25 protein-coding genes are annotated in these 23,491 nt (G+C 67.5%); 7 read left to right on the top strand and 18 right to left on the bottom strand.

Annotation, left to right across the window (positions count from 1 at the left end):
• Positions 1-157 precede the first annotated feature (157 nt).
• From A5789_RS35355 to A5789_RS07785, 7 genes are all read right to left on the bottom strand, one after another.
• A complete protein-coding gene (locus tag A5789_RS35355) occupies positions 158-259 on the bottom strand; it encodes a 30S ribosomal protein bS22 (RefSeq protein ID WP_003402602.1) in 102 nt (33 codons plus the stop codon).
• A gap of 230 nt (positions 260-489) precedes the next feature.
• Positions 490-717, bottom strand: a complete 228-nt coding sequence (locus A5789_RS07760; protein ID WP_030516190.1) for a helix-turn-helix domain-containing protein — start codon at positions 715-717, stop codon at positions 490-492.
• A gap of 167 nt (positions 718-884) precedes the next feature.
• On the bottom strand, positions 885-1,703 hold the full coding sequence (proC, locus tag A5789_RS07765) for a pyrroline-5-carboxylate reductase (RefSeq protein ID WP_063018570.1): 819 nt from the start codon (positions 1,701-1,703) through the stop codon (positions 885-887).
• Between the two features lie 48 nt (positions 1,704-1,751).
• Complete coding sequence (locus A5789_RS07770) at positions 1,752-2,648, bottom strand: thioesterase family protein (protein ID WP_082940531.1); 897 nt, start codon at positions 2,646-2,648, stop codon at positions 1,752-1,754.
• A gap of 118 nt (positions 2,649-2,766) precedes the next feature.
• Positions 2,767-3,630, bottom strand: a complete 864-nt coding sequence (locus A5789_RS07775; protein ID WP_063018568.1) for a sugar phosphate isomerase/epimerase — start codon at positions 3,628-3,630, stop codon at positions 2,767-2,769.
• A 50-nt stretch (positions 3,631-3,680) separates the two neighbouring features.
• Complete coding sequence (locus A5789_RS07780; protein ID WP_064907236.1) at positions 3,681-5,324, bottom strand: hypothetical protein; 1,644 nt, start codon at positions 5,322-5,324, stop codon at positions 3,681-3,683.
• Between the two features lie 108 nt (positions 5,325-5,432).
• Positions 5,433-6,428, bottom strand: a complete 996-nt coding sequence (locus A5789_RS07785; RefSeq protein ID WP_051756436.1) for a Ppx/GppA phosphatase family protein — start codon at positions 6,426-6,428, stop codon at positions 5,433-5,435.
• A 186-nt stretch (positions 6,429-6,614) separates the two neighbouring features.
• On the opposite strand from A5789_RS07785, the gene A5789_RS07790 reads away from it, so the two are divergent.
• The 3 genes from A5789_RS07790 to A5789_RS07800 all read left to right on the top strand — a co-directional run bounded on the left by A5789_RS07790 (position 6,615) and on the right by A5789_RS07800 (position 8,495).
• Positions 6,615-7,436, top strand: coding sequence for a hypothetical protein (locus tag A5789_RS07790; protein ID WP_064907235.1), 822 nt, complete (start codon positions 6,615-6,617; stop codon positions 7,434-7,436).
• Positions 7,437-7,478: 42 nt separating this feature from the next.
• Entirely contained in the window at positions 7,479-8,102 is a 624-nt protein-coding gene (locus tag A5789_RS07795) for an NADPH-dependent FMN reductase (protein WP_082940532.1), read from the top strand.
• Positions 8,103-8,165: 63 nt separating this feature from the next.
• Complete coding sequence (locus A5789_RS07800) at positions 8,166-8,495, top strand: hypothetical protein (RefSeq protein ID WP_030516182.1); 330 nt, start codon at positions 8,166-8,168, stop codon at positions 8,493-8,495.
• A 95-nt stretch (positions 8,496-8,590) separates the two neighbouring features.
• Here A5789_RS07800 and A5789_RS07805 read toward each other — a convergent pair whose 3' ends face one another.
• The 6 genes from A5789_RS07805 to A5789_RS07830 all read right to left on the bottom strand — a co-directional run bounded on the left by A5789_RS07805 (position 8,591) and on the right by A5789_RS07830 (position 15,461).
• Complete coding sequence (locus tag A5789_RS07805) at positions 8,591-9,280, bottom strand: response regulator transcription factor (protein ID WP_030516181.1); 690 nt, start codon at positions 9,278-9,280, stop codon at positions 8,591-8,593.
• Entirely contained in the window at positions 9,277-10,527 is a 1,251-nt protein-coding gene (locus tag A5789_RS07810) for a cell wall metabolism sensor histidine kinase WalK (RefSeq protein WP_030516180.1), read from the bottom strand. The genes A5789_RS07805 and A5789_RS07810 overlap by 4 nt, the downstream gene beginning before the upstream one ends.
• 380 nt (positions 10,528-10,907) lie before the next feature.
• A complete protein-coding gene (locus A5789_RS07815) occupies positions 10,908-12,959 on the bottom strand; it encodes a CocE/NonD family hydrolase (RefSeq protein ID WP_063016280.1) in 2,052 nt (683 codons plus the stop codon).
• 421 nt (positions 12,960-13,380) lie between these two features.
• Entirely contained in the window at positions 13,381-14,118 is a 738-nt protein-coding gene (locus A5789_RS07820) for a phosphoglyceromutase (RefSeq protein WP_063016293.1), read from the bottom strand.
• Positions 14,119-14,197: 79 nt separating this feature from the next.
• A complete protein-coding gene (locus A5789_RS07825) occupies positions 14,198-14,998 on the bottom strand; it encodes a hypothetical protein (RefSeq protein ID WP_156772990.1) in 801 nt (266 codons plus the stop codon).
• Between the two features lie 79 nt (positions 14,999-15,077).
• Entirely contained in the window at positions 15,078-15,461 is a 384-nt protein-coding gene (locus tag A5789_RS07830; protein ID WP_030516176.1) for a hypothetical protein, read from the bottom strand.
• Positions 15,462-15,616: 155 nt separating this feature from the next.
• On the opposite strand from A5789_RS07830, the gene A5789_RS07835 reads away from it, so the two are divergent.
• The 3 genes from A5789_RS07835 to A5789_RS07845 all read left to right on the top strand — a co-directional run bounded on the left by A5789_RS07835 (position 15,617) and on the right by A5789_RS07845 (position 17,539).
• Positions 15,617-16,153, top strand: a complete 537-nt coding sequence (locus A5789_RS07835; RefSeq protein WP_146098765.1) for an SLATT domain-containing protein — start codon at positions 15,617-15,619, stop codon at positions 16,151-16,153.
• Between the two features lie 149 nt (positions 16,154-16,302).
• The gene (locus tag A5789_RS07840) at positions 16,303-17,223 is read left to right on the top strand and encodes an alpha/beta fold hydrolase (RefSeq protein ID WP_082940533.1); all 921 of its coding nucleotides are present in this window, start codon (positions 16,303-16,305) and stop codon (positions 17,221-17,223) included.
• A gap of 94 nt (positions 17,224-17,317) precedes the next feature.
• Positions 17,318-17,539: a DUF4287 domain-containing protein gene (locus A5789_RS07845; RefSeq protein WP_063016274.1), complete on the top strand. Its 222-nt coding sequence runs from the start codon at positions 17,318-17,320 to the stop codon at positions 17,537-17,539.
• 58 nt (positions 17,540-17,597) lie between these two features.
• Here the strand turns inward: A5789_RS07845 and A5789_RS07850 are convergent, their stop codons facing one another.
• From A5789_RS07850 to A5789_RS07865, 4 genes are all read right to left on the bottom strand, one after another.
• Positions 17,598-18,560, bottom strand: a complete 963-nt coding sequence (locus A5789_RS07850) for an ROK family protein (RefSeq protein ID WP_064904442.1) — start codon at positions 18,558-18,560, stop codon at positions 17,598-17,600.
• Between the two features lie 67 nt (positions 18,561-18,627).
• Positions 18,628-19,131, bottom strand: a complete 504-nt coding sequence (locus A5789_RS07855; protein WP_369801564.1) for a YbjN domain-containing protein — start codon at positions 19,129-19,131, stop codon at positions 18,628-18,630.
• On the bottom strand, positions 19,128-20,480 hold the full coding sequence (mshA, locus tag A5789_RS07860) for a D-inositol-3-phosphate glycosyltransferase (protein WP_064904443.1): 1,353 nt from the start codon (positions 20,478-20,480) through the stop codon (positions 19,128-19,130). The genes A5789_RS07855 and mshA overlap by 4 nt, the downstream gene beginning before the upstream one ends.
• Before the next feature lie 98 nt (positions 20,481-20,578).
• The gene (locus A5789_RS07865) at positions 20,579-21,403 is read right to left on the bottom strand and encodes an alpha/beta fold hydrolase (RefSeq protein WP_064904446.1); all 825 of its coding nucleotides are present in this window, start codon (positions 21,401-21,403) and stop codon (positions 20,579-20,581) included.
• Between the two features lie 37 nt (positions 21,404-21,440).
• Between A5789_RS07865 and A5789_RS07870 the strand changes: the two genes are divergently transcribed.
• Positions 21,441-22,172 (top strand): SDR family NAD(P)-dependent oxidoreductase, encoded by a 732-nt coding sequence (locus A5789_RS07870; RefSeq protein ID WP_063016266.1) that lies wholly within the window; start codon positions 21,441-21,443, stop codon positions 22,170-22,172.
• Between the two features lie 67 nt (positions 22,173-22,239).
• On the opposite strand, the gene A5789_RS07875 is transcribed toward A5789_RS07870, so the two are convergent.
• Positions 22,240-23,481: an Ig-like domain-containing protein gene (locus A5789_RS07875; RefSeq protein WP_369817541.1), complete on the bottom strand. Its 1,242-nt coding sequence runs from the start codon at positions 23,479-23,481 to the stop codon at positions 22,240-22,242.
• Between the last annotated feature and the right edge of the window lie 10 nt (positions 23,482-23,491).

Consider the following 23,491-nt stretch of genomic DNA (forward strand, 5'->3'; position numbering starts at 1 on the left):
CTGCTTGGCTAGTTCCGTTAACCAGAGTAGCGGCTGTTACGGAGGTGGCCGAGAGTATTAACCAGGATCTAACGATGACTTCAGTCACCGGAAACAAATGCCGAAGCCCGCCACCCAAGTCGATGGCGGGCTTTCAGCTAATTTCCAGCGTGTAAGTTTACTTGCCGAGTTTGCGACGCTGCACGCGCGTACGGCGAAGCAGCTTGCGGTGCTTCTTCTTCGACATCCGCTTACGGCGCTTCTTGATCACAGAACCCATAGGGTTGTTCCTCGCGTTCTCTCTCTACCCTCGGCACGCACGCCGGTTACGTACGCCCATCTTCCGGTTCGCTCGGCGGCCGCCTGGCAACCAGTGTTCAGCTCCCGACCTGACCCAGATCGGCAGCGGGTAACACAACGGTGGTTCATCGTACCGGGCCAACCCACGGCGAACGAAACGGGCACCGCCGTGCCCGGTCGCCGACACCGCCGACCGGCGTTCGCACGCTGCTATCCGGCGTCGAAGTACGACGTCTGCAGGTAGTCGTGCACCGCCTTGGCGTGTACCCGGAACGATCGACCGACTCTGACAGCGGGTAGTTCTCCCGAGTGAACCAGCCGATACACCGTCATCTTGGAAACCCGCATCAGATTCGCCACCTCGGCAACGGTGAGGAACTGTGTTCCTCCACCGCCGATGACAGGACCGGAACTCGCAGAGCTGTTTCCAGACATCATTGCACCACTGACCTCCGGCACGTCCGCGCCGCCGGCTTCCCCACCGGCGGAACAGACACGCACGTGCTCCCCCGAGCTTAGCGTTACCAGTGGGATTGCTGCGACGGGTGGGAGAAATAGCAGTGTCACCAGCGGATGTCCCGTCACACCCGGCGGCCACTCCGCGGTTACTCGCCGGTCGCCCCCTGTTCGGCCGAGCGGCGCTTGGCCGCGTGCAACGCCTCCCAGAACGCCGAGCGCACGCCGCCGCGCTCGAGCTCGCGCACGGCCGCCGCGGTGGTCCCCGCCGGCGAGGTCACCGCGGCACGCAACTCCGCGGCATCCTGACCGGACTCCTCCAGCAGCGCCGCCGAGCCGAGCATGGTCTGCACCACCAGTTCGGTGGCCACGTCCCGCGTCAGGCCGAGGCCGACGCCGGCTTCCACCATGGCCTCGACCACCAGGAAGAAGTACGCGGGTCCCGAACCCGACACCGCGGTCACCGCGTCCATCCGGCTCTCGGCGACGGTGACGACCCTGCCGACCGCCCCCAGCAGCTCCGAGACCGTATCCAGCTCGGCGGATTTCGCGTAGCGCCCGGCCGCGATCGCGCTCATGCCCTGGCCAACCAGCATCGGGGTATTCGCCATGACCCGCACGACCGGGAATCCGGCGGGCAACTTCGACTCCACCCGGGCGGTGGTCACACCGGCGGCGAGCGACACCAGGATCTGATCGCGATCGTTGTCGAGTTCGAGTTTGCCGAGCTCGGTCAGCACGGCGTCGACATCGTGCGGCTTCACCGCTACCACCAGCACATCCGCACCCGCCGCGGCCTCGGCCAGACTGTCGGTGACCCGGATGCCGAACCGCTCGCTCAACACCTGCGCGCGGGTCGTCACCGTCTCGACCACGACCAGATCCTTACCCGGCCGCCCGGCCTCGAGCAGCCCGGCAATCAACGCCTCGCCGATCCGTCCGCCACCGATCACCGCAATTCTCGTCATGAGGCCCAAGGCTATCCGTGCGCGGCGGCCGACGCGGGGCAGGGGCGATCAGTGGGAGCGGGGCAGCGGAATCAGCGCGAGCTGGCGGGTCTGCGCAACCACCGCGCCCGTGCTGTCGAGGACCAGTTGATCCTCGTCGAACATGCGCTCCCCGATTTCGTGGGCGGTCGCGATTACCCGCAGCCAGCCCGGCGCGGGCCGACGCCGCAGATAGGTGGTGAGCTGCACGGTCGGGGCCCAGCCGAACCGGCCCATGTTCATCGGCACGGGCGGGCTCATATCGCCCGCCATCATGGCGAAATACGCGGCGACGTCCGGATCGCTGCCGTCGGCGGCGCGCGGACGGATCCACAGGCGCAGCCGCGGCTCGCCCCGCTCGCCGGACAGGAACGGCGCCCAGGCCGGATCGATCGCCACCGAGGCGCCTCGCGAGACGTTGACCAGCCGGCCCATCGGAGAATCCGGCGCGTCGTAGCCCAGGGCCTCGGCGGGCGGTTCCGGCGGCATATCCGCCACGGTCTCGCGCCGATAGGCCGGTTCCGCGTCGTCGAGGTGGCCGAAGGTGAACGCCGAATGCACCAGCGTGCGACCACTCTGGACCAGATCGGCGTCGACCAGGCAGATCTGGCGGCCCGTCTTGCGGATACGGACCTCGTACTCGACCTCGCCCGGGTCCGGGGCGCCGAGGAAATCGGTGCTCGCCGCGATCGGGAACATCTCGGCCAGATCGGGGTGCACGGTGCGCAGCCGGGTCGTGGCGGCGGCCGCCGACGAGGCGACCATGGTGCCGCCGTGCAGCTTCTTGCCGATCGTCCACACCGGGTCGATGACGCCGCGATAGCGCGCGAACTCTGCGGAAACCTCCACCTCGGTCACCGCGCACACGCGGCTGAACGGTGCGTCGTCCAACTCCGGCCGTACCGTCTCGACCGCCAGTTCCGTCACCCGCCGCTCCTCTCCGTGGGCCCAGCCGGCTCCGGCCCGGCTCGTACACCGTATAAGTCTGCCGGACGGTCCCTCGATTCCCTACCGGGTGTGACGAAGCTGTACGGGCACAGGCCGATCAACCCTGGCGGGTCTGTTCCCGCCCCGGCACCGGCTGCAAATTGTTCAGATGTGTGCGCGCGAACCGCAGCGCTCGCCCCAGCATCGCCGCGCGGTCGGCGGTGGTCCGTGCGTTCTGGGTGTTCACCTCGATCACGGCGTGACCCCGGAAACCGTTGCGCACCAACGATTCACACACTTCCACACAGGGTTGCCCACCCTCGCCGGGAATCAGGTGCTCGTCGTGGGCGGCGCCGCGGCCGTCGGCCAGGTGCAGGTGCGCCAGACCGCCGCCCATGCGGTCGGCCAGCGTCAGCGCATCCATCCCGGCGGTCGCGGTATGCGACAGATCCAGGGTGTAGTGCCGGAAGCCGGTATCGGTCGGATCGTAGGACGGGCTGAACGCGGTCACGGAAAGTCCCGGTCCACCACGGCGTTCCAGCCGGCGCGCCGAACCGGAGCGGCGTCCGAACAGCGTGTCGGCGCGCATGGGGAACATGTTCTCCACCGCGACCACGACCGGACTGCTGTCCTCGAGTTCGCCCACCTGCTGGGCGAAGCCCTCCGCATAACGCCGCTGCCAGCGGAAGGGCGGATGCACCACCACGGTCGCCGCCCCCAGCGACTCCGCCGTCCGCACACTGCGTTCGAGTTTGGCCACCGGGTCGGCACCCCATACCCGCTGCGAGATGAGCAGACAGGGCGCGTGCACGGCCAGCACCGGCACCGCGTACCGGCGCACGTACGATTGGACGGTGGCGATGTTCTGGCTGGCCGGCTCGGCCCAGACCATCAATTCCACGCCGTCGTAACCCAATTCCGCGGCATACCGGAACGCCGCCTCGGTGTTCTCCGGATAGACCGACGCCGTCGACAACCCCACCTGAACGGTGGTCCCCACCTGACCGCTGTGCCCCACTTGCTGCTCCCTGCTCAGTTCGTGCTGAGAAGAAAGGCTAGCGGTCCGAGCGTCACGAAGATGCCCACAACGACCGCGATCACCGTGCTGAGGATGTCGTCGGTGCGGCGCAGCACGCGAACCAGCGCGACCAGACCGAGAATTACGACCATCGCCAGCACCAGGGCCAGGAACGGCATGACGTCCCACATCTGCTCGAAGCCCTTGAACAGCAACATTCCCGCGACCGCCGCGCCGACGGCCTGGCCGCCGAGGATCATCCACTGCCGCCGGTTGAGATCCTCGACCGAGCCGCGGCGGGACGCCGGTCGGCTCAGCTGCGGCAGTTTGTCGCGCAGGGAGAAGCTGCGCGGGGCGGCCCGGCGCCGGCGCGGGGTGGGCTCGATCTCCTCGTCGTCGAGCAGATCGTCGTCGTAGTCGTCCTCGGGTTCGTCGAGTTCGACCGGTGCGTAGAACTCGGTGCGCGCCTCAGCCGGATCGAGGAGATCGATCACCCCGCGGCGCGGCCCGCGATCGCGGCGCGCATCGGCCCCGCGCCGCTCCTCACGCGCTCCGGCATCGCGCAACAGATCTCCGGCAACGGTCTGCCCGGACAGCAGCGGCTGCTCCCGGGCGGCCAGCGACCATCCCGGCGACCGGTCCTCGGCCGGCTCGTCCGGGTGGCCGCCGGATCCGGGTTCGTCGAAATCCCGGGGAGCCGAAGCCGGAGCACCGGGCCGCCGCCGCGCCGACCACGCGGGAAGTCCCTGGCGGGCGTCGGCGCCGTTGCGGCCGCCTGCGGGTGCCTCGGGCGCGCCCGACCCGTCGCGCCCCGGCTTGGCACCGTTGCGGCGCGGCAGGTCGGCGCGTCCCGGTGTCGGGAAGTCGGGCGCACCGAATTCACGGCCTGCCGGAGCGCCGAATTCGCGGTGCGGAGAGGGGGTTTCGGGCGGGCGAGGCGGCGCCCAGGCCGCGGTCGGCGGCGTGGGGTCGGTTCCCATGCCGCCCTGGAACGGCGGCACCATCACGGTGTTGCTCTCGTCGGGGTCCGGCCGGTGCCGGCGCCCGGGACGCCCCGAATCCACCGGTGTCTCGGGAGCGGCGAACGCACCCGCCGCCTCCCGCTCGGCCAGCGCCTCCCGCAATTCGCGGCGGGCGCGGCGACCGGTGGGCGCCGGCGCGGCATCCGCACCGTACGGCGCGGGCGCACCCTCCGGCGCGGCGTGCCGGGTGGAATCGGGCTGGGCGCCGTATCCGGGAGCGTCGTATCCGGGGGCCGCGCCGAACTCCGGCGAGGAATATCCGCCCGGAGAGTCGAACGAGGTGGGCTGGAAGCTGTTCGCCGCGTACCCCGACGGCTCCCAGGAATTCGGCGCGCTCGGCGCCTCCGGAGCGGCGGCCAGGGGATCGTAGAAACTGATCGGGCCGGACAGCGGTGATTCGGCTTCGTATCCGGGTGCCGAGAGCTGGAAGTCCGGCATCGGTTCCGGATCCGGTTCGGCCTCCGGAGCGGCGTGCGAGGAGGAGCCCTCCCGAACCGCCGGCAGGTCGCCGGTCAGGTCGGTGACCGCGATGCCGCGTCCGCCTCTGCGCCGGCGACCGCCGCCCGACGCCGGAACTCCCTGGCCGTTGCGCGCCAGCAGTTCGGCGACCGACAGCTGGGTCGAATCCTCACTCATGCCGGCTCCTTTCGGTCGTGAACGGGCTGCGGCGCGAGGACGCCGGGCTGCCGCCTCCGCTCCTGCCGTTCACGACGGTCCTTTCCGATTGACCGCTTCCCGCATCGATCATCCCGATACGGCCTCGGTCGGGCCCGGCACTCCGATGGGCCGAGTACTACCCGGACCCGGGTCGCTACCCAGGTCGGTATCCAGTTTGCGCAGGATCAGTCCTTCGCGCAGCGCCCACGGGCAGATTTCGAGCGTATCGAGGGACAACGCCCGCATACTCGCCTCCGCTACCAGTGCGCCGGCCACCAATTGCTGGGACCGGTCGGAACTGACACCTTCCAATTCTGCGCGATCGGCGGCGGTCATCCGAGAGATGAATGCGATCAACTGCCGCAGACCGGAACTGGTGAGACTACGCCGCACACGCGGTCCCGCCGCCGAAGGGGCGGCTCCGGTCAGCCGGGCCAGCGAGCGGAAGGTTTTCGAGGTGCCCACCGCCAAATCCGGACGCCCGACCGCGAGCAGTTGTTTGGCCGGTATCACCAACTCGGCGTCGAGCCAGTCCCGCAGCACCGCCACCCGGCGCTTACCCGGCGGATCGCCGTTCAGCCAGTCTCTGGTCAGCCGGCCCGCCCCCAACTGCAGCGACAACGCCGCGTCGGGCGCCTCGTCGCAGCCGTTGCTCATCTCGAGCGATCCGCCGCCGATGTCGAGATTCAGAATGCGTCCCGCGCTCCACCCGTACCAGCGCCGCACCGCCAGGAACGTCAGCCGGGCCTCGTCGACACCCGAGAGCACCCGCAGATCGACACCCGCGCGCGAGCGGATCTGGGCCAGCACGTCATCGGAATTGGCAGCCTCCCGCAGCGCCGAGGTCGCGAACGGCATCAGCTCCACACAGCCGGAAGTCTTTGCGATACTGGCGAATTCGGTGATCGTCTTGGTGAGCTTGGCCGCGCCCTCGGGCGTGATGCAGCCCGCGTCGTCCATATTCTCCGACAGCCGCAAGGTGGCCTTCGTCGAGCTCATCGGCATCGGGTGCCCACCCCGATGCGCGTCCACCACGAGCAGGTGGACGGTATTACTTCCCACATCGAGAACACCGAGCCGCACATGAATACGGTACCGGGGTCGGTGGAGGCACCGGAGGACGAATCGGAACTCCCCTCACCACACCAGCCCGGAACTGGGGCTCGAGCGGCAAAGCTGTTAGCGTCTGGCGATGTGACCGCAGGAGCATCCGCGCCCACCCCCGTCTCGCCGGACACGACGCCGGCCGGGCCGCGACCAGCTGCGAAGATGGATCCGGCGCCGGAGGTCGATCTCGACTTCCCGCGGGAGTGGATCGAATTCGTCGATCCGGCAAATGCCGAGCATCTGATCGCGGCCGATCTCACCTGGCTGCTGTCGCGCTGGACCTGCGTCTTCGGCACGCCCGCCTGCCAGGGCATCATCGAAGGCCGCCCGGACGACGGCTGCTGTTCGCACGGCGCGTTCCTCAGCGACGACGACGATCGCAAGAAGCTGGCCAAGGCCGTGAAGATGCTCACGCCGCAGGATTGGCAGCTGATGGACGAGGCGCGCGATCGCGACGGCAAGATCCGCAAGAAGCTGTATCTGGAAGAGGACGAACTCGACGACGAGCCGGCCATCCGCACCCGCCGCTACGAGGGCGCCTGCATCTTCCTCAACCGCCCGGGTTTCGCCGGCGGAATCGGTTGCGCCCTGCACACGATGGCCCTGCGCAAGGGCATCGAGCCGCTGACGGTGAAGCCCGAGGTGTGCTGGCAGCTGCCGATCCGGCGCACGCAGGACTGGGTCGACCGGCCCGACGGCGAACAGATCCTGCGCACCACCATCACCGAATACGATCGGCGCGGCTGGGGCCCGGGCGGTTTGGATCTGCACTGGTACTGCTCCGGTTCGCCCGACGCGCATGTCGGTAGCCGCCCGGTCTGGCAGTCCTACGCGCCCGAACTGATCGAATTGATCGGGCAGCCGGCCTACGACGAACTGGCCCGGCACTGCCGCCGTCGCGAAGGACTGGGCCTGATCGCGGTGCATCCGGCGACGACCGCCGCGCGCGAGAAAGCCGAAACCGAACCGAACGGGAATACCTGATCCGCCAACCCATTTCGTAGGAATATGGGTAACGCGCCGGGTATGCCGGCATCCGAGTCCTCCGTTGTCGAGCACGAATCCGCGGGAACCGATTCCGCGCCGGGATCACGCCCGGGCGCACCCCGGATTCTGTTGATTTCCGGAAGTACCCGGCCGGGTTCCACCAACACCGCCGCACTGCGCACCTTCGCCGATCTCGCCGCGCCGGCATTCACCGCGGAATTGTTCACCGGGTTGGTCGAGATTCCGGCCTTCGTGCCGGGCGATCAACCCGCCCCGCAGGCGGTGCGGGCCCTGCGTGAACAACTCGCGGCCGCCGATGCCGTGGTGTTCTGCGCACCCGAATACGCGGGATTCATTCCCGGCAGTCTGAAGAATCTGCTGGAGTGGACCGTCGGCAACGCGGATCTGCACGAGAAACCGGTGGCCTGGATTTCGGTGGCGGCCCCCGGACGCGGTGAAGGTGCGATCACCTCGCTGCGCACGGTGCTGGGATATGTCGGCGCGGTGGAAATCGAATCGGCGTGCCGGCGAATTACCGTACTGAGCGCCATGGTCGGGGCCGACGGAACGGTTTCGGACGCGGCCGTGCGACAGGCTCTCGCCGAATCGGCCGCCGCGATCGGCGCACATCTTTCGGCCGCGGCGGCGCCGCGGGAATTGTGAAGTACCTCTGTACGGTCATCGGCTCGCCATGCGCGCTTCACATACCCGTGATAGGTGTAGGTCATGATGAGGAAATTCCTGGCTACTGCCGCTCTCGCCGCGGGTGCGGCCCTCACCCTTGCTCCCGCCGCGCACGCCGACCCGATGACCGATCCGGCCAACTACTCGCTGCAGAACGACAACTTCGTCGCCTACAACGACCCGGCGGCGCTGTCGGCGAAGGACAACGGCAAGCAGGTCATCGTGAGCCCCTACGGCACCTCCAAGCCGATCGCCTGCCACGACAACACCGCGCCGCTGGACGACTGCTGGCAGCGTGACGACTTCGGCTGGTTCCAGCTGCAGAAGCAGGAGCTGCCGCAGATCGGCATCGCCTGGGTGCACGTCGTCTAACAGAACCCTCAGCAGCTCGGCGTCGATCAGCTCAGCGTCGATACGGAAAAGCCGCGAGGCCCGAGGGCCTCGCGGCTTTCTCGTACCGGCGAGAATCAGGCCTCGAGTTTGTACCCGAGCCCGCGCACGGTCACCAGATGTTCGGGCTTGGCCGGATCGGCCTCGATCTTCGAACGCAGCCGCTTGACGTGGACGTCCAGGGTCTTGGTGTCGCCGACGTAATCGGCACCCCAGACGCGGTCGATCAGCTGGCCGCGGGTCAGCACCCGGCCGGAATTGCGCAGCAGGTATTCCAGCAGATCGAATTCCTTCAGCGGCAACGTCACCGATTTGCCGTTGACCTGCACGGTGTGGCGATCCACATCCATGCGCACCGGGCCGGCCTCGAGGACGCCGCTCTCGCCGGACCCGTCCATCTCCTCACCGGCGCCGCGGCGCAGCACCGCCCGGATGCGGGCGATCAGCTCGCGTGAGGAGTACGGCTTGGTGACGTAATCGTCGGCGCCCAGTTCCAGGCCGACCACCTTGTCGATTTCACTGTCGCGGGCGGTCACCATGATCACCGGCACACTGCTGCGGGTGCGCAGCTGCTTGCACACGTCGGTGCCGCTCATCCCGGGCAGCATCAGATCCAGCAGGACGATGTCGGCGCCGGAGCGGTCGAATTCCGACAGCGCGGATGGCCCGTCGCCCACGACCGTGACCTCGAAGCCCTCCTTGCGCAGCAGGAACGCGAGCGGATCGGCCAGCGACTCCTCGTCCTCGACGATCAACACACTGGTCATCGGGTTGCCTCCACACCGTTTTGTCCGGTCCGCCGGCGCGGACCGTCGTCGTTCTTGCCCACCCCGATTGCGGTGGGGCTCTTCCTCTCCGCCGGGGCGGCGGAATTCTGGTTGCCTGATTCGACCGCGGGAATACGCAGCGTGAACGTGGAACCGGTACCCAATTTGCTCCACAACGTGATTTCCCCGTTGTGATTGGCGGCCACGTGTTTGACGATAGCCAGCCCGAGTCCGGTTCCGCCGGTGGCGCGCGAACGCGCCTTGTCCGCGCGGAAGAAACGTTCGAAGACCCGTTCCTGGTCTTCCTTGGCGATACCGATACCGCGATCGGTGACCGCGATATTGACGTGGCCGTTGCGCAGCGACCGGCTCACCGATACGTGCGAGCCCTTCGGCGAATAGTTGATCGCGTTCTCGACCAGATTCGACAGCGCCGTCACGAGCAGAGTTTCGTCGCCGAGTATTTCCAGTCCACTGTTGGCATCGGTGCTGACGGTGATTCCGGCGGCTTCGGCGGCGGTACGCGACCGTTCGATCGCGGCATTGACCACGGTGTCGACGTCGACTGCCTCGAGCTGCGGCAGCTTCTCGGCCCCCTGCAGCCGCGAGAGCGCGATCAGCTCGGTGACCATCTTGCCCATCCGGTTCGATTCGCTGACCAGACGCTGCCCGAAATGCCGCACCGAATCCGGATCGTCGGCCGACTCCAGCATGGCCTCGGCGAGCAGACTCATGGCGCCGACCGGGGTCTTGAGCTCATGGCTGACATTGGCGACGAAATCGCGGCGGGTGGCCTCCATGCGAGCCTGTTCGGAGTCGTCGTCGGCGAACAGGACGACGAAGTTCGAATCACCGCGCGAGAGCGGGCGGGCCACACCGCGCACGGCGATGCTGTTGCGGCCGGGCAGCGGATTCTTCAGCGTCTGGTCGAACTCGACATCCTCGCCGGTGGCGATCACCTTCTCCACCGCCGCCCACGCGCGTTCGTCCAGCAACCGGTTGCGGACCAGGCCCAGTTCCTCGGCGCGCGGATTGACCAGCACCACGTCGCGATATTCGTCCACCACGGCGATGCCGCTCTCGGAGGCCAGCACGATCAGATCCAGGACCTGCGACATGGTCAGGCCGGATTCGGCCGCTCGACGCTCGGCTTGCCTGGCGTTCATGTACGGGATGACCAGGCCACCCACGGCCAGACCGACTACGGCCGCGAGGACTGCAAGCAGCACGGCCTGGGGAACGCTCACATAGAGAATCGTACGGTCGCGGACACGTACTCCAAACCCGGGTTGACGAAGTTTCGCGCAGGTCACGGCTGATTCCGCGATCGTTGGCCGGGTGTTCACACAAAGTTGGCCGAGCCCCGGATCGGCCCCGACCGGCGGTTTTCGGCCGCCGGGCAATGGTCGCGCGAACAGTTTTCCTTGCGGCACCGCACATCTGGAGTCCGCGCGAATCGCGCGTGAACACCTCCGGCGTGTCGATCCGCCGCGGCGCTCGTCCAGCGACCCGCGCCGAGTGTGAGGTGCGCCTCAATCTCGCACCGTCGACACCGGCCGGAGACGAAAAGTCCCGGGTACGTACGCCGTTGTACGTTCCCGGGACCGTCGGGGAGCCTCCTACCGGCTCACCAGCCGGAGTCTCCCTTGACCGGGATGTTCACGAAGCTAGGGGCATTCGGATCCAGTTGCAGGTGTTCGGGTTTTAGGCCGGTGTCCGCTAGCATCGGCGCGATCGGCAGGCCCTTGGGGAAGTTGCCGGCGAACACGTCCACCCGCAGGCGATGGCCGGGCGCGAGGACGGCCTGCGTGGCGGGCAGCGCGATGTTCAGTTCGGTCACTTCGCCGGGAACCGTCGGCTGCCGCTTGTCCAGCGAGGTGTAGGCCCGCGGGTCGGTGTAGTCGCCGTTCTCGGACCGGGTGCTGTTCGCCTCGTCGACCTCACGTAGCGAGGCCATCAGTTGCCCCGAGGACAGCACGGTCGACTGCCCGTCCGGCGCGACGTCGTTGACCGTCACCGTCCAATACCCGTCGGCGGCGTCCTGAACGGTGTTGAGCCGCACCGCGATCGGGCCCGAGATGGTGGTCTCCCCGGCGACCGGGGCGCTGGTGAAGGTCAGCGCGTTGGTTTCCGCGATGCGCGAGTCCTTGCCGCAGCCGTCGATGACGGCGAGCACACCGGCGGTCGCCTGCGCGGCATCGTTGGAGCACAGTGTGGTGAGCCCGGGCGCCACCGTCAGACGTGTCGGCGCACCGGTGAATTCGCCGGTCAGCGAGCCGTCGTAGACACTGTTCGCGGTACCGCTGCGGTCGCCCGACAGGTACATGCGACGGTACTTCGCGGCCTCCTCGGCCGGCGCCGACGGTCCGAAACCGCCCTGGGTGATCCAGCCGCCGCCCTGTTCGCGCAGCGTCACCGGACCGTAGGTGTCGATGCCGTTGTCGATTCCCTTGAGCCACTTGTCGAACCACGCTCGCTGCAGTACGTCCAGCCGCGGCGGCAGACCGGGCTTGCCGTACTCGTTGCCCGAGTTGAGGTGGTAGGTGTTGCCCATGAACAGTTGCTTCTGCCCGGGCGGGAGCGGAATCCGGTTGTAGATCTTGGATTCGGAGTAGGTGAACAGATCGTGCCACCCGCCGGTGACGAAGGTCGGCACCTGAATCCGGCCCGGATCACCGATCCACGCCTGCCGTTCCGAGGACATGTCGTTCAACATGTTCTTCACCCGCGGATCGAGGGTGTTCATATCGGTGTTGGTGTAGGCACTCAGCAGTACATCCATATAGGTGTACGGATCGCTGATCCGGTCGTTCAGCCACGTGCTGTCGAATTTTCCGGTCACGATCGACTGCACGTCCGGCACCCATTTGAGGGTGTTGATCGCGGTGAGCCACAGCGGAATGAAGTTGAACCCGAAGCCGCCGCCGGGGGCGAGAACATCGTCGACCAGATCGCTGCCGGGCACCACCGGGAAAATCGCCTTCAGCGCGGGCGGCTGCTTCTCCGCCACCTGCACCTGATTGATGCCCGAATAGGAAATGCCGGTCATCCCGACCTTGCCGTCCGACCACGGTTGCCGCGAAGCCCAGTCGATCACCTCCACGGTGTCCTGCTGCTCGCGTTGGCGCAACATATCCCATTCGCCCTGCGAGAAGCCGGTGCCGCGGACATCGACCACGACCTGGGTGTAACCGCTCTTGATCAGCTGCCGGTCGACGGAGAAGTTGCGCAGCTCGCCGCCGCCGAAGGCCTTGGTCAGATCGGTGACCCCGGACAGCGCGGTGCCGCTCATGTCGATCTGGCGGAACAACCCCAGCAGCGCGTCGGACAGCCCCGGAACCGAGCCCGCGTGGTCGGCCAGATTCGAGACCAGTTTGGTGTAGGGCGTCATGTTCACGACGACCGGCGTGCGGGTGTCGACCGGACGGCTGGCGGCATCGGCGGGCCGGTACACATTGCCCTTCAGCACCGTGCCGTCGCTCATGGTGATCGGCACATCCCAGTCGATGTGGATGTTCGGATACTGCTGCGGGCCGTCCTCGGTGGCGGTCCACGCGGCGCCGGCGGCACCGCCGTCCGGACCGGTCGCGACGGGCCCGGCCTGAGCCGGAGTGGCGAAGAACGGGACGGTCACCGCGGCGGCGACGGCAGCGACTGTGGCGCGTAACGCGTACTTCATCGAACGTGATCCGCCTCTCGAAATGGTCGAACGCCGGAGAGTGTATCTACTGCGGAGTAAGTTGCAAACCAGCGGTTACAACTTCTGCAAGAAAAAACTCTCAACTTCTCAGCCCCTCATCCACGTCGATGACCAGCGGAAAGCCCGGCGGTTTACCTACCGGAAGTTATCCACACCACTCCCCACCGGCCCGGACGCTACTACCGGCGGTGCGCATCGGGGCACGAACCGCCGCGCGGCAATTCGATAGCCACGAATCGGCAGAAGAGATGCAGCTCACAAAACGTGAGTATTGCATATTCATACGCGCGACCGAGGGAACTTCGACATTCGGAAACCGTACGAACGCAGCGGGTTCGAGATATACGACAACGCGCCGCGGTCGATGACCGCGGCGCGTCGGAAAGTGCGGGAATCCGGTTTATTTACCGCCCTGGCTCGCGACCGCGGCCGCACCCGCGGCTGCCGCCTCGGGGTCCAGATACGCCGCGGGACCGATCGGACGCAGATTCTCGTCCAGTTCGTAGCGCAGCGGAATACCCGTGGGAATGTTGAGGCCAGCGATATCCTCGTCGGAAATACCGTCCAGATGTTTCACCAGTGCGCGCAGCGAATTTCCGTGCGCCGCAACCAGAACGGTCTTTCCGGCCACCAGATCGCGGGAAATCGTGGACTCCCAATACGGCACCATGCGGGCGACGACGTCCTTCAGGCATTCGGTCGCCGGCACGTCGATACCGGCGTAGCGCGCGTCGCCGCTCTGGCTGTATTCGCTGTCGGCCTCGATGGGCGGGGGCGGGGTGTCGTAGCTGCGGCGCCACATCATGAACTGGTCGTCGCCGTACTGATCGCGGATCTGCGCCTTGTTCTTACCCTGCAGCGCGCCGTAGTGCCGCTCGTTGAGCCGCCAGTCGCGGACCACCGGAATCCAGTGCCGATCCGCGGCGTCCAGGGCGATATTCGCGGTGCTGATCGCCCGGCGCAGCAGCGAGGTGTAGACGATATCGGGCAGGATGCCGTGCTCGGCCAGCAGTTCACCGGCCCGTTTACCCTCGGCGACACCCTTGTCGGTCAGGTGCACATCCACCCAGCCGGTGAACAGATTGAGAGCATTCCATTCGCTTTCGCCGTGGCGCAGCAACACGAGGGTGTACGTCATGCAGGTCATGCTAGCGGTGCCGCGTCGGCGAATTTCAGCTGCGCCGGATCGGGCGCTCGCGACCGCCACGAGCCGCGACCTACCAGCTCACGGTCAGATCGTAGGCCGTCAGAATCGCCTGCAGGGCCGGGTTGATCGGCGGAGGCAGCACCTCCACGCCCGGATCCGCCGACGTGACGAGTCCGTTGGAGGTGTGCGCGAGTCCGGTCCGGCGCAGCCAGATGGCCCAGCAGTCCCATTCGCTGCCGTGCCGCGAACCGTAGGCGATCCCGTGCGCGAGGCTGTCGTCGTCGAGCGTGATCTGCCAGATCCGCGTCGAGATCGCCGTCGTGAGCCAGCGCTCGCCGCCGCGCAGTTCGGCGACCGTGACCTCCCGCAGGCCGCGCTCCACGAGTGCGATCGGGGCATATCGCGCGATCGCCGAGAGGCTGGAGGCCGCCTCGATATCGATGAACCATCCGTGCGTCGGCAGCGTCAGAAGGTAGAGCCGATATTCGCTGAGCCACAACATGTTCAGCTCGCGGGGCGGCCGATATCCCGAACTCTGCCATTCCTCTTTGATCAGCGATTCGAGCTCGTCGTCGGAGCCGACATCGTCGAAATAGTGGGACGCGCGACGGGGAAGTTTCGGTTTGAGGGGTGCGAGAAGCTCTCCGTACGCGCCCTGTTCGGTACTGGCGGCGTACACGGTCTGCTGACCTTCGACGTCGTAGCGGTTCCACTCCGCCCGTGATTCGTCGCTGGAAATCCCGCGCTGGAGCGGATTGAGCGGTCCATAGGAAGGTTTCGCCAGCCGATAGACCTCGCGAGACGCCGCGGGGAGAAGCGCGAATCCGGTCTTGGCGCAGCGCCGAGCATTTCGGGTTTCGCGCACAGACACCGGTCTCCCTCTTCCGACAGCCTCCCAAAGGGGGAAGTTTATCGAAAGGGAGCTTTCCCGCGCGGCCAGGTCGACCGAGTCAGTTGTCCGAGCCGTCGACGAATGCGACTGCGGCAGCGATGGTCTCGCGGAATCGGTCCGCACGGATCGCCAGGGCGGGCGACTCCTCACCCAGCCGCGGATTGGCTCCGATGAACCACGACCGCGCCACATCGCTGTCCTCGGCGGTCGCCAGGATGATCCAGCACCGATGCGCGACCTGCAGGCGAGCCAGTGCGGCATCCCGGGGCGTCGGCCCTTCGGCATGGGACCACTTGTGCGGCAGCTTGCGGTCGCGGACTCCGGCGATCAACGCCACCAGCGTGGGACCCAGATGTTGGACGAGTTGTCGCGCCAGCTCCGCCGGACGCAGTTTGGCCGTATCGACATGACTGGTGATGGCGAGAGCGTTCGCAACGGTCATCTGTCTCAACCCTCCAGTGCACGTGCCGGCCGCAACACGGGCAGATAGTTCAGTGTAGCCGAAAATGCCACCCTAATGCAACCGCTTCTGCTACCTTATCAACCTCCGTATCACCCGTCCGGAACACCGCACTCCCGCTAGGACCTCCCTGTTCCATGCGACTGTCGAGAAATACGCGCGGAAGTCACTCCTCGGGACTGCACAGTCCCCCGTCGCCGCCCAGCGACGCCGACGCCCTGACCGTGAGCCTGCACTACCTGGTCTATTACCGGAACGAGTACGAACGCTCCCGACTGGTGGTCAAGACCCGGGCCAAGCGGGTGGTCGTATGGACTGCCGTCGCCAACGGTGTCATCGCCGTCCTCGGTACCGCGGTGGCCGTCTTCCAGGCTCCCTGGATCGGTCTGCTCAGCACGGGCCTCGCCGCGTCGATCGGCGTGGTCACCGCCTGGGACGGCTTGTATCGCCACCGCGAGATGTGGATTCAGCGCAGCGTCATCATCGGCCAGCTCCAGACACTGCTGCGCGGCGTCGAACTCCGGCGCGCTCAGCACGAGGACCGCGATGTACTCGCGCGAGAGGCGATGATCGAACTCAATGCGATCCTCGCCGAAGATCTGGAAGCCTGGACCTCGATGCGCCGGACCCAGCCACTGGCGCGCGAAGCCGCCGACACGAGCAAGGACCGCTAGTCCCGCTCTGCTCGAATCCGGTCCGCCTCTGAGGGGTTGTGATCGCTACGAAAGAGTCTCCGGACAGCCGGCAGCGGGCGACATTTCTACAAGACGCGCGGCCGCGACCTCCGGGACGGTAAGGGCATCAGCCGTCCTCAGGAGGAGATATGAAAACTGCCGCTGCCGGTCGGGCGAGACGCGTGGTGCTGCTGCTGGTCAGCGCGCTCGTCGCACTGCTCGTCGGGAACACCACAGGGGTCGCGACGGCCGCACCGGACGATTCCGTGGACCGGATGGTCCCGCTGCCGGACGGCGATATCCACGTCGTCACCAGCGGAGCGCCGAGCGCACGGGCGGTGGTGCTGATCCACGGGACCGGCGGCTCGGTCTCGTGGTGGGATCCGGTACTGCCCGCGCTGGCGGACTTCTACGTGGTGCGGGTGGACCTGCTCGGTCACGGCCGCTCGGCCAAACCGGACAGCGGTTACGGCATGGCCGAACAAGGACGTCGGGTCGGGGCGGTCCTCGACCGGCTCGGGGTGCGGCACGCGACCGTCGTCGGGCACTCCACCGGCGGATACGTGGCGACCGAACTCTCCGCTCAGCGCCGGGATCTGGTGAACGCGATCGGATTGATCAGCACCGGGTCCCGCCTGGACGCGTTCACCGACAACGGCCCGCTCGGCAACCTGCTGTTCGTCCCGCAGATCGGGCAACCGCTGTGGCCCCTGCTCCCGGACGCCGCCATTCGGTACGCCATGAGCAGCGCGTTCACTCGCGACGTCGCGATTCCGCAGCAGCTGGTGGACGACTTCCACGGCATGACCTACCGCAGTATCACCGCCACCTCCGACGCATCGGATGTCTATCTGCGGGAACGGCAGGAACCCGACCGCCTCGCCGATCTCGGGCTGCCGAGCCTGGTGCTCTACGGTTCCCGGGACCACCGGTGGCCGGCCGCATCCTTCCAGGACTACCGGCGCGTGCCGGGTGTGCGGATCGAATCGCTCGACTGCGGCCACAGCCCGATGATCGAGGAGCCCGGCCCCACCGGAGAACTCCTGCGCGACTTCGCCGGTCGGCACTGAAGCCGCACGACGCGCCTTCGAGCGCCGGGAGTTCGTGACCCACATCACTGTGCGAGGTGGATGAGTTCTCCCGGCGCGTTCCGTCTACCCGAATATGAGCGCACAGAGCACCGCAGCGGTGAAGGGTCCCGCGTCCTACTTCCCCGCCATCGAGAAGAAATACGGTCGGCCCGTCGAGGAATGGTTCGACATCGTTCGCGGATCGGAGCTGACCAAGCATATGGAGCTGGTCGCCTGGTTGAAGAGTGAGCACGGGCTGGGCCACGGGCACGCGAATGCGCTTGTCGCGCATGTGCGCAGCATCGACAACGGGTAGGCAGCGCGGGACCGGCCCGACGGCGCGCAGGCGCCGGCCGTCGAACCGGCCCACGTCCTCAATCGGTCGCGAGAGCCGCCGCGCCCACCAGCGTGGCACCGTCGGTGATCGGGGATTTCACGACACGAAGTTCACGGATGAAGCCGAGGCCGGCATGTTTCACCACCGCCGCCCGCAGCGGATCCCACAGCGGCGCGCCGGATTCGGCGAAACCGCCACCGATCACGACACGGTCGATGTCGAGCATCGCGGCGGCAGACGAAATGGCTTGTCCCAGAGCTGTCCCCGCGCGCGACAGCGCGGCCGCGGCGACGGCGTCACCCGCTCCGGCGGCGCGTGCCAGTTCCATCCCGGTCGTTCCCGTCCAGCCCTGTGCGCGTGCCCACCGGACGGAGGACATGCCACTCGCGACCGCCTCCACACATCCGACACCGCCGCAGGCACACGGCACATCCCAGCCCGGTACCACGATATGGCCGACGTGCCCGGCATTCCCGGTGCGGCCCACGAGAACTCGGCCGTCGCTGACGATGCCGCCGCCGATTCCGGAGGAGACCGTCATCGCCAACCCGGACCGAACACCGCGTAAACCACCGACGCGATACTCCGCCAATGCCAAGGCCGCGCCGTCGATCGCGAATCGAATATCGGCCTCGGGGAACAGTTCTCGCACCGCGGCGACGATCGGGAAGCCGTCACGCCACTCGGGAATGTTCAAGGGGGCGGTGCTACCGGCACCGACATCCACCGGGCCGGCGGCGGCGATTCCGATCGAGGCCACCTCGAATTCGCCGGTGCCACAGGTGTCGTCGGCCGATGCGGCAGCTATCACCTGCCGCAGCAGCTCGCGGCAGGCTTCCCACGCTCCCCGGGAAGGCACGTCGACTCGGCGCATGTGCCGCAGCAGGGACAGCGATCGGGATCGTGCTGTGGATTCGTCGTACGAAACGGACTCGATCGGCGCCATCGCGACGGCTGCGGCGAATTTCGTCGCGCCGATATCCACAGCCAGCACGCCCATCTCGCCACCGCCTCCTCAGCGCATCTCCCGATCGGATGCACGGTACCCACTCGGCGAGCGAGAGCTGTCAGGACTCCTCGGTATCCACCAGATGCTCGAACGCCCGCAGGTTCTTCAGCGATTCACCGCGCGAGACACGCCATTTCCATTCGCGCCGAATGGATTCCGCGAAACCGAGCTCCAGCAGCACATTGAAGTCGCCGTCGACCGCCTCGAGAATCTGGCCGAAGATGCGGTCCAGTTCGTCGGGGGTCACGGCATGGGTCGCGATGCGGCCGACCAGATAGATGTCACCGACCCGGTCCAGGGTGTAGGCGACACCGTAGAGGCGGCGGTTGCGGCGCAGCAGATACTTGTAGACACCCTCGAAGTTCTCGTCGGGTTTGCGGCAGACGAAGCATTCGAAGCGCACGCCGTGCTTGCCGACCGTCAGCATGACCGTCGTCTTCAGCTTGCGCTCACCGGGCAGCACCACGACGAAGGTGTCCCGGCCCTCGCGGGTGTAGTCGATCTCGCGCTCACGCACGGTGTCGTCGATCAGCTGCGCGGTCTGCGCGATGGTGTCACTCACCGGCGTACCACTCCCATCCGGCGCCGCCACAGCGCCCGCGACCTGGCTTGACTGCTCTCTGTCAGCAACGTACCCGGCATTCGCGAACGCACACCCCGATGCCCGGCCAACGCCTCGGCATAGCAGTCGAGCAACCCGTCGGCGGTGTGTTCCCAGGAGAAACCGGCCGCATGATCCACCGCTGTCGCGCCCATCCGCCGCAACCGTTCCGGATCGTCGAGCAGCCCGCGCAGGGCGGCCGCCCACTCGTCGGCCTGGTGCCCGGATACCAGCATGCCCGAAACACCGTCTCGCACAGCGGTACTCAACCCGCCGACGTCGGCGGCCAGCACCGGTGTGCCGCTGGCCTGCGCCTCGATGGCGACCAGGCCGAACGACTCGTTGTAACTCGGCACCGCGACGATATCCGCGGCCCGGTACACCTGCACCAGACGATGCGGCGGCTGCGGCGGCAGGAATGTCACCCGATCCGAGATGCCGAGCGTGGCGGCCAACTCGATCAGCGCGTCCGGGCGATCCAGCCCGGTGCCCGAGGGCCCACCCACGATGAGCACCCGCAGCTTGCGTTCGGGTTCGGCGCGCAGCACCTCGGCCGCCGCGAACACGAGCACATCGGGAGCCTTGAGCGGCTGGATCCGGCCGACGAAGGCCACCACCTGCTCATTCGGCTCGATACCGAATTCGGCGCGCGCGGCCGCCCGGTCACCGGGGCGATAGCGGGACAGATCCGCACCCGGGGGCACCACGTCGATGCGCTCGGATTCGGCGCCGTAGAGCTCGACGAGCTGGCGGGCCTCCTCGGCGGTATTGGCGACCAGCCGATCCGATTCGGCGATGATCTGTTTCTCGCCGACCACCCGCGACAGTGGTTCCGGCGTATCGCCCTCGGCCAGGAATGCGTTCTTCACCGCGGCCAGCGTGTGCGCGGTGTGTACCAGCGGCACCCGCCACCGATCCCGGGCCAGCCAGCCCACCTGCCCCGACAGCCAGTAGTGCGAATGGATCAGGTCGTAGTAGCCGGGCAGCTGCCGGGCCTCCTGACGCAACACCTCCGCCGCGAACGGGCACAGCTGAGTCGGCAGATCGTGTTTGTCCAGCCCCTCGAACGGTCCCGCCACCACATGCCGCACCAGCACCCCCGGCGCGGCCTCGACCACCGGCTCGTCGTTGGAGGATGTCGCACGCGTGAAGATCTCCACCTCCACGCCGCGGCGAGCCAGCTGTAGCGCCGACTGCAGCACGTAGACGTTCATCCCGCCCGCATCGCCGGTACCCGGCTGTGCGAGCGGAGAGGTGTGCACCGACAACACCGCGATCCGATGCGGACGTTGATCCGGGCGATAACTCACACACTCCAGTGTGCACGCCTCGACGCGTCAACCGTTATGCGCTCGTGCCTCGAGTGAGCGTAGTCACACCCATGGCTGGGAGGTGGTGGTGGACGGGATCACCCGAGCGAGACAACGAATTCCGTGAGCTCATCGGCGAAGCGCTGGGGATCCTCGACGAACAGGCCGTGCTGGGCGTCGTCCCAGAACGAGGTGCGCGCCTCGGGGGCGTGCTCGGCGATGTAGCGGCCGTTCTCGACGGGCACCACGGGATCGGCGGTGCCGTGCATGACGAAGACCGGAACGTCGAGGTTGCGCAGGGTTTCGGTGTTGTCGACGGTGCGGTAGAACAGCGCCTTGCGGACGCGGGGCGGAGTCGCGAGGCTGCCGCCGAACAGGCGCTGGGCGTCCTCGCCCTTGTCCCGGCCGGGTCCGGTGTTGGCGTTGCCGAAGGCGGCGAAGCCGCGCATCGCCCGGCCGGCGCTCTCCTCGAACACGTCGGGGATGGCCTTCTGCATCGCCGGCCCGGGCTGGGAACCCTCGACGCCCCGGCCGATCCCGGCCTGCGATCCGCAGTACACCACCCCGGCCACGGCGCCGGTGCCGTACGCGGTCAGATAGTCGCTGAGCACGATGCCGCCGTAGGACCAGCCCAGCAGCACGGCATCGGCGGTGATGTTCTCCGCGGCCAGCACCGCGGCAACGTCGGCCGCCCAGTTCTTCGGATCGTCGTATCCGGTCTCGGGCGCATCGGAGTACCCGTGCCCGCGCAGATCGACGGCGACCACGCGGAAGGTCTCGGCCAGAATCTCCGCCGCACGGCCCCAGCACCGCAACGTGCCGGCCCACCCGTGCAACAACACCAGCGGACGTCCCTGTTCGGGCCCGGAGACCTCATACACGATATTGGTTCCGTCCGCGCTGACCACATCCCGAATCGCCATGCTCGCCAGGTTAACGGGGACGCTAGGCTCGATTCCCATGAGCACTCGTCACGCCGTCGTCACCGGAGCGAGCTCGGGAATCGGTGAGGCTACCGCCCGCGAGCTCGCGAAACAGGGCTATCACGTGTACGTGGGGGCGCGCCGGATGGACCGGCTGCAGGCGCTGGCCGACGAAATCGGCGGTACCGCAATCGAATTGGACGTCACCGACGAGTCGTCGGTACGCCTGTTCACGGATGCGGTCGAACGGGCCGACGTGCTGGTCAACAATGCCGGCGGGGCGAAGGGGCTGGCGCCGGTCACCGAGGCCGACCTCGACGACTGGCGGTGGATGTGGGAGACCAACGTGCTCGGCACGCTGCGGGTGACCAAGGCGCTGCTGCCGAAGTTGATCGACTCGGGTGACGGGCTGATCGTCACCGTCACCTCGGTCGCCGCCCTGCAGCCCTACGACAACGGCTCCGGCTACACCTCGGCCAAACACGCGCAGGCCGTCCTGCATCGCACACTGCGCGGCGAGCTGCTGGGCAAGCCGGTGCGGCTCACCGAAATCGCGCCGGGCGCGGTCGAAACCGAATTCTCGCTGGTCCGGTTCGGCGGCGACACCGAGCGCGCGGCCAAGGTCTACGAAGGTATCGACCCGCTGTTCGCCGCCGACATCGCCGAAATCATCGGCTTCGTCGCGAGCCGCCCCCCGCACGTCAACCTCGACACCATCGTGGTGAAGCCGCGCGACCAGGCCGACGCCGGCCGCTTCGCCCGCCGCTGAGCCGGCGCCCGGCGCGCAGCCGGACGCGACCACGACGGCCCGAACTCGACGGGCCGGTCAGCGGGTTCTAGCTGCCGCCGCGCACGGGTCCCGGCGCCACCGGAGTCGCCGATACCACCGGTGCGGGCTGGCCCTGGATCGCCGACATGGTCTTCCAGGTGTCCCAGTCGATGGTCCAGTCGTAGAGGTCGCCGTCGGCGGCGGACAAGGCGATCGACGTGCCGGTGACCTCGACCGGGTCGCCGTACATGGCCGTCGGGAAGTACTGCTGGGCGTCGCTGGTGCTCAAGTTGATGCAGCCGTTGGTGACGTTGGTATTGCCTTGCGCGGAGGCCGATTCCGGGTTCGCGTGGATGAATTCGCCGTTGTTGGAGATGCGTACCGCCCAGCGTTCGCGAACGTTGGTGTAGAACGGCGGATTCGACATCAGGAAGTCTTCGTACTTCTCGGTCACCACGTGAATGCCCGAACGCGTCACGTTGCGCGCCTCGTTGCCCTCGCCGAAACTGCACGGGAAGTCGAACAGCGTCGAACCGTCCCGGATCACCTGGACCCGGTGGCTGGGCGCGTAACCCTTCACGATCTGGCTGCGGCCGATGGTGAACTGCGAGGACAGATCGGAGTTGCCGTAGACGCCGCCGCCCAGGTCCAGGCCGTACAGCTTGGCGGCGAAGGTCACCGCCGTGCCGGGCGCCCAGTAGTTGCGCGGGCGCCAGTGCGCGCGGGACCCGCCGTTCTCGTCGGGCAGCCAGGCCCAGCCGCCCTCGGTCTCCGGAGTGGTCGTGACGGTCAGCGCCTTCTCGACCGCCTCCTTGTTCTCGACGTGCTTCTTGAACTGCACGATGATCGGCGCGGCGATGCCGACCTCTTGCCCGTCACCGATGTTGATGGTGGCGGGCACGGTCTGTTTGGGGGCGAGGGTGGTGAATTTCGACTCGATCGGCACGGGCTTGTTGTCGGTGCCGACCGCCGTACCCGACCAGGTGTAGGTGACGCCGTAGCCGAGCGGCTCGTTGACCTTGAAACTGCTCCTGTCGGGCGACAGGACGCCGGTGACCTGCTTACCGTCCGGATTGGTCAGGGCGACCTGGTCCAGGCGGCCACTGGTCACGGTCACCGAGACGGGCGCGATCGGGTTGACGTCGCCGGTTCCGTTCCCGGGCTCGAATTTCAGCTTCGCGACCGGGCCGGACTCCTTCGGCGCGGACGAACCGCTCCCGCCGCTGCCCGAACATCCGGCCACCAGCGCGGCCACCGCCAGCTGGCCGGCCCCGACCAGAACGGCCCGGCGGCCGGCAATTCCTCGAATGTTCACTTCC

Origin of the sequence: Nocardia sp. 852002-51101_SCH5132738 (assembly GCF_001665695.1) — a bacterium.
Classification (GTDB): Bacteria; Actinomycetota; Actinomycetes; order Mycobacteriales; family Mycobacteriaceae; genus Nocardia; species Nocardia nova.

What these genes read in the sequence shown, in the direction of transcription:
- A5789_RS35355 (WP_003402602.1), bottom strand. Translation starts at nt 259, where the DNA reads ATGGGTTCTGTGATCAAGAAGCGCCGTAAGCGGATGTCGAAGAAGAAG.
- A5789_RS07760 (WP_030516190.1), bottom strand. Translation starts at nt 717, where the DNA reads ATGATGTCTGGAAACAGCTCTGCGAGTTCCGGTCCTGTCATCGGCGGT.
- proC (WP_063018570.1), bottom strand. Translation starts at nt 1,703, where the DNA reads ATGACGAGAATTGCGGTGATCGGTGGCGGACGGATCGGCGAGGCGTTG.
- A5789_RS07780 (WP_064907236.1), bottom strand. Translation starts at nt 5,324, where the DNA reads ATGAGTGAGGATTCGACCCAGCTGTCGGTCGCCGAACTGCTGGCGCGC.
- A5789_RS07790 (WP_064907235.1), top strand. Translation starts at nt 6,615, where the DNA reads ATGGATCCGGCGCCGGAGGTCGATCTCGACTTCCCGCGGGAGTGGATC.
- A5789_RS07795 (WP_082940532.1), top strand. Translation starts at nt 7,479, where the DNA reads ATGCCGGCATCCGAGTCCTCCGTTGTCGAGCACGAATCCGCGGGAACC.
- A5789_RS07800 (WP_030516182.1), top strand. Translation starts at nt 8,166, where the DNA reads ATGATGAGGAAATTCCTGGCTACTGCCGCTCTCGCCGCGGGTGCGGCC.
- A5789_RS07805 (WP_030516181.1), bottom strand. Translation starts at nt 9,280, where the DNA reads ATGACCAGTGTGTTGATCGTCGAGGACGAGGAGTCGCTGGCCGATCCG.
- A5789_RS07815 (WP_063016280.1), bottom strand. Translation starts at nt 12,959, where the DNA reads ATGAAGTACGCGTTACGCGCCACAGTCGCTGCCGTCGCCGCCGCGGTG.
- A5789_RS07820 (WP_063016293.1), bottom strand. Translation starts at nt 14,118, where the DNA reads ATGACGTACACCCTCGTGTTGCTGCGCCACGGCGAAAGCGAATGGAAT.
- A5789_RS07830 (WP_030516176.1), bottom strand. Translation starts at nt 15,461, where the DNA reads ATGACCGTTGCGAACGCTCTCGCCATCACCAGTCATGTCGATACGGCC.
- A5789_RS07835 (WP_146098765.1), top strand. Translation starts at nt 15,617, where the DNA reads ATGCGACTGTCGAGAAATACGCGCGGAAGTCACTCCTCGGGACTGCAC.
- A5789_RS07840 (WP_082940533.1), top strand. Translation starts at nt 16,303, where the DNA reads ATGAAAACTGCCGCTGCCGGTCGGGCGAGACGCGTGGTGCTGCTGCTG.
- A5789_RS07845 (WP_063016274.1), top strand. Translation starts at nt 17,318, where the DNA reads ATGAGCGCACAGAGCACCGCAGCGGTGAAGGGTCCCGCGTCCTACTTC.
- A5789_RS07850 (WP_064904442.1), bottom strand. Translation starts at nt 18,560, where the DNA reads ATGGGCGTGCTGGCTGTGGATATCGGCGCGACGAAATTCGCCGCAGCC.
- A5789_RS07865 (WP_064904446.1), bottom strand. Translation starts at nt 21,403, where the DNA reads ATGGCGATTCGGGATGTGGTCAGCGCGGACGGAACCAATATCGTGTAT.
- A5789_RS07870 (WP_063016266.1), top strand. Translation starts at nt 21,441, where the DNA reads ATGAGCACTCGTCACGCCGTCGTCACCGGAGCGAGCTCGGGAATCGGT.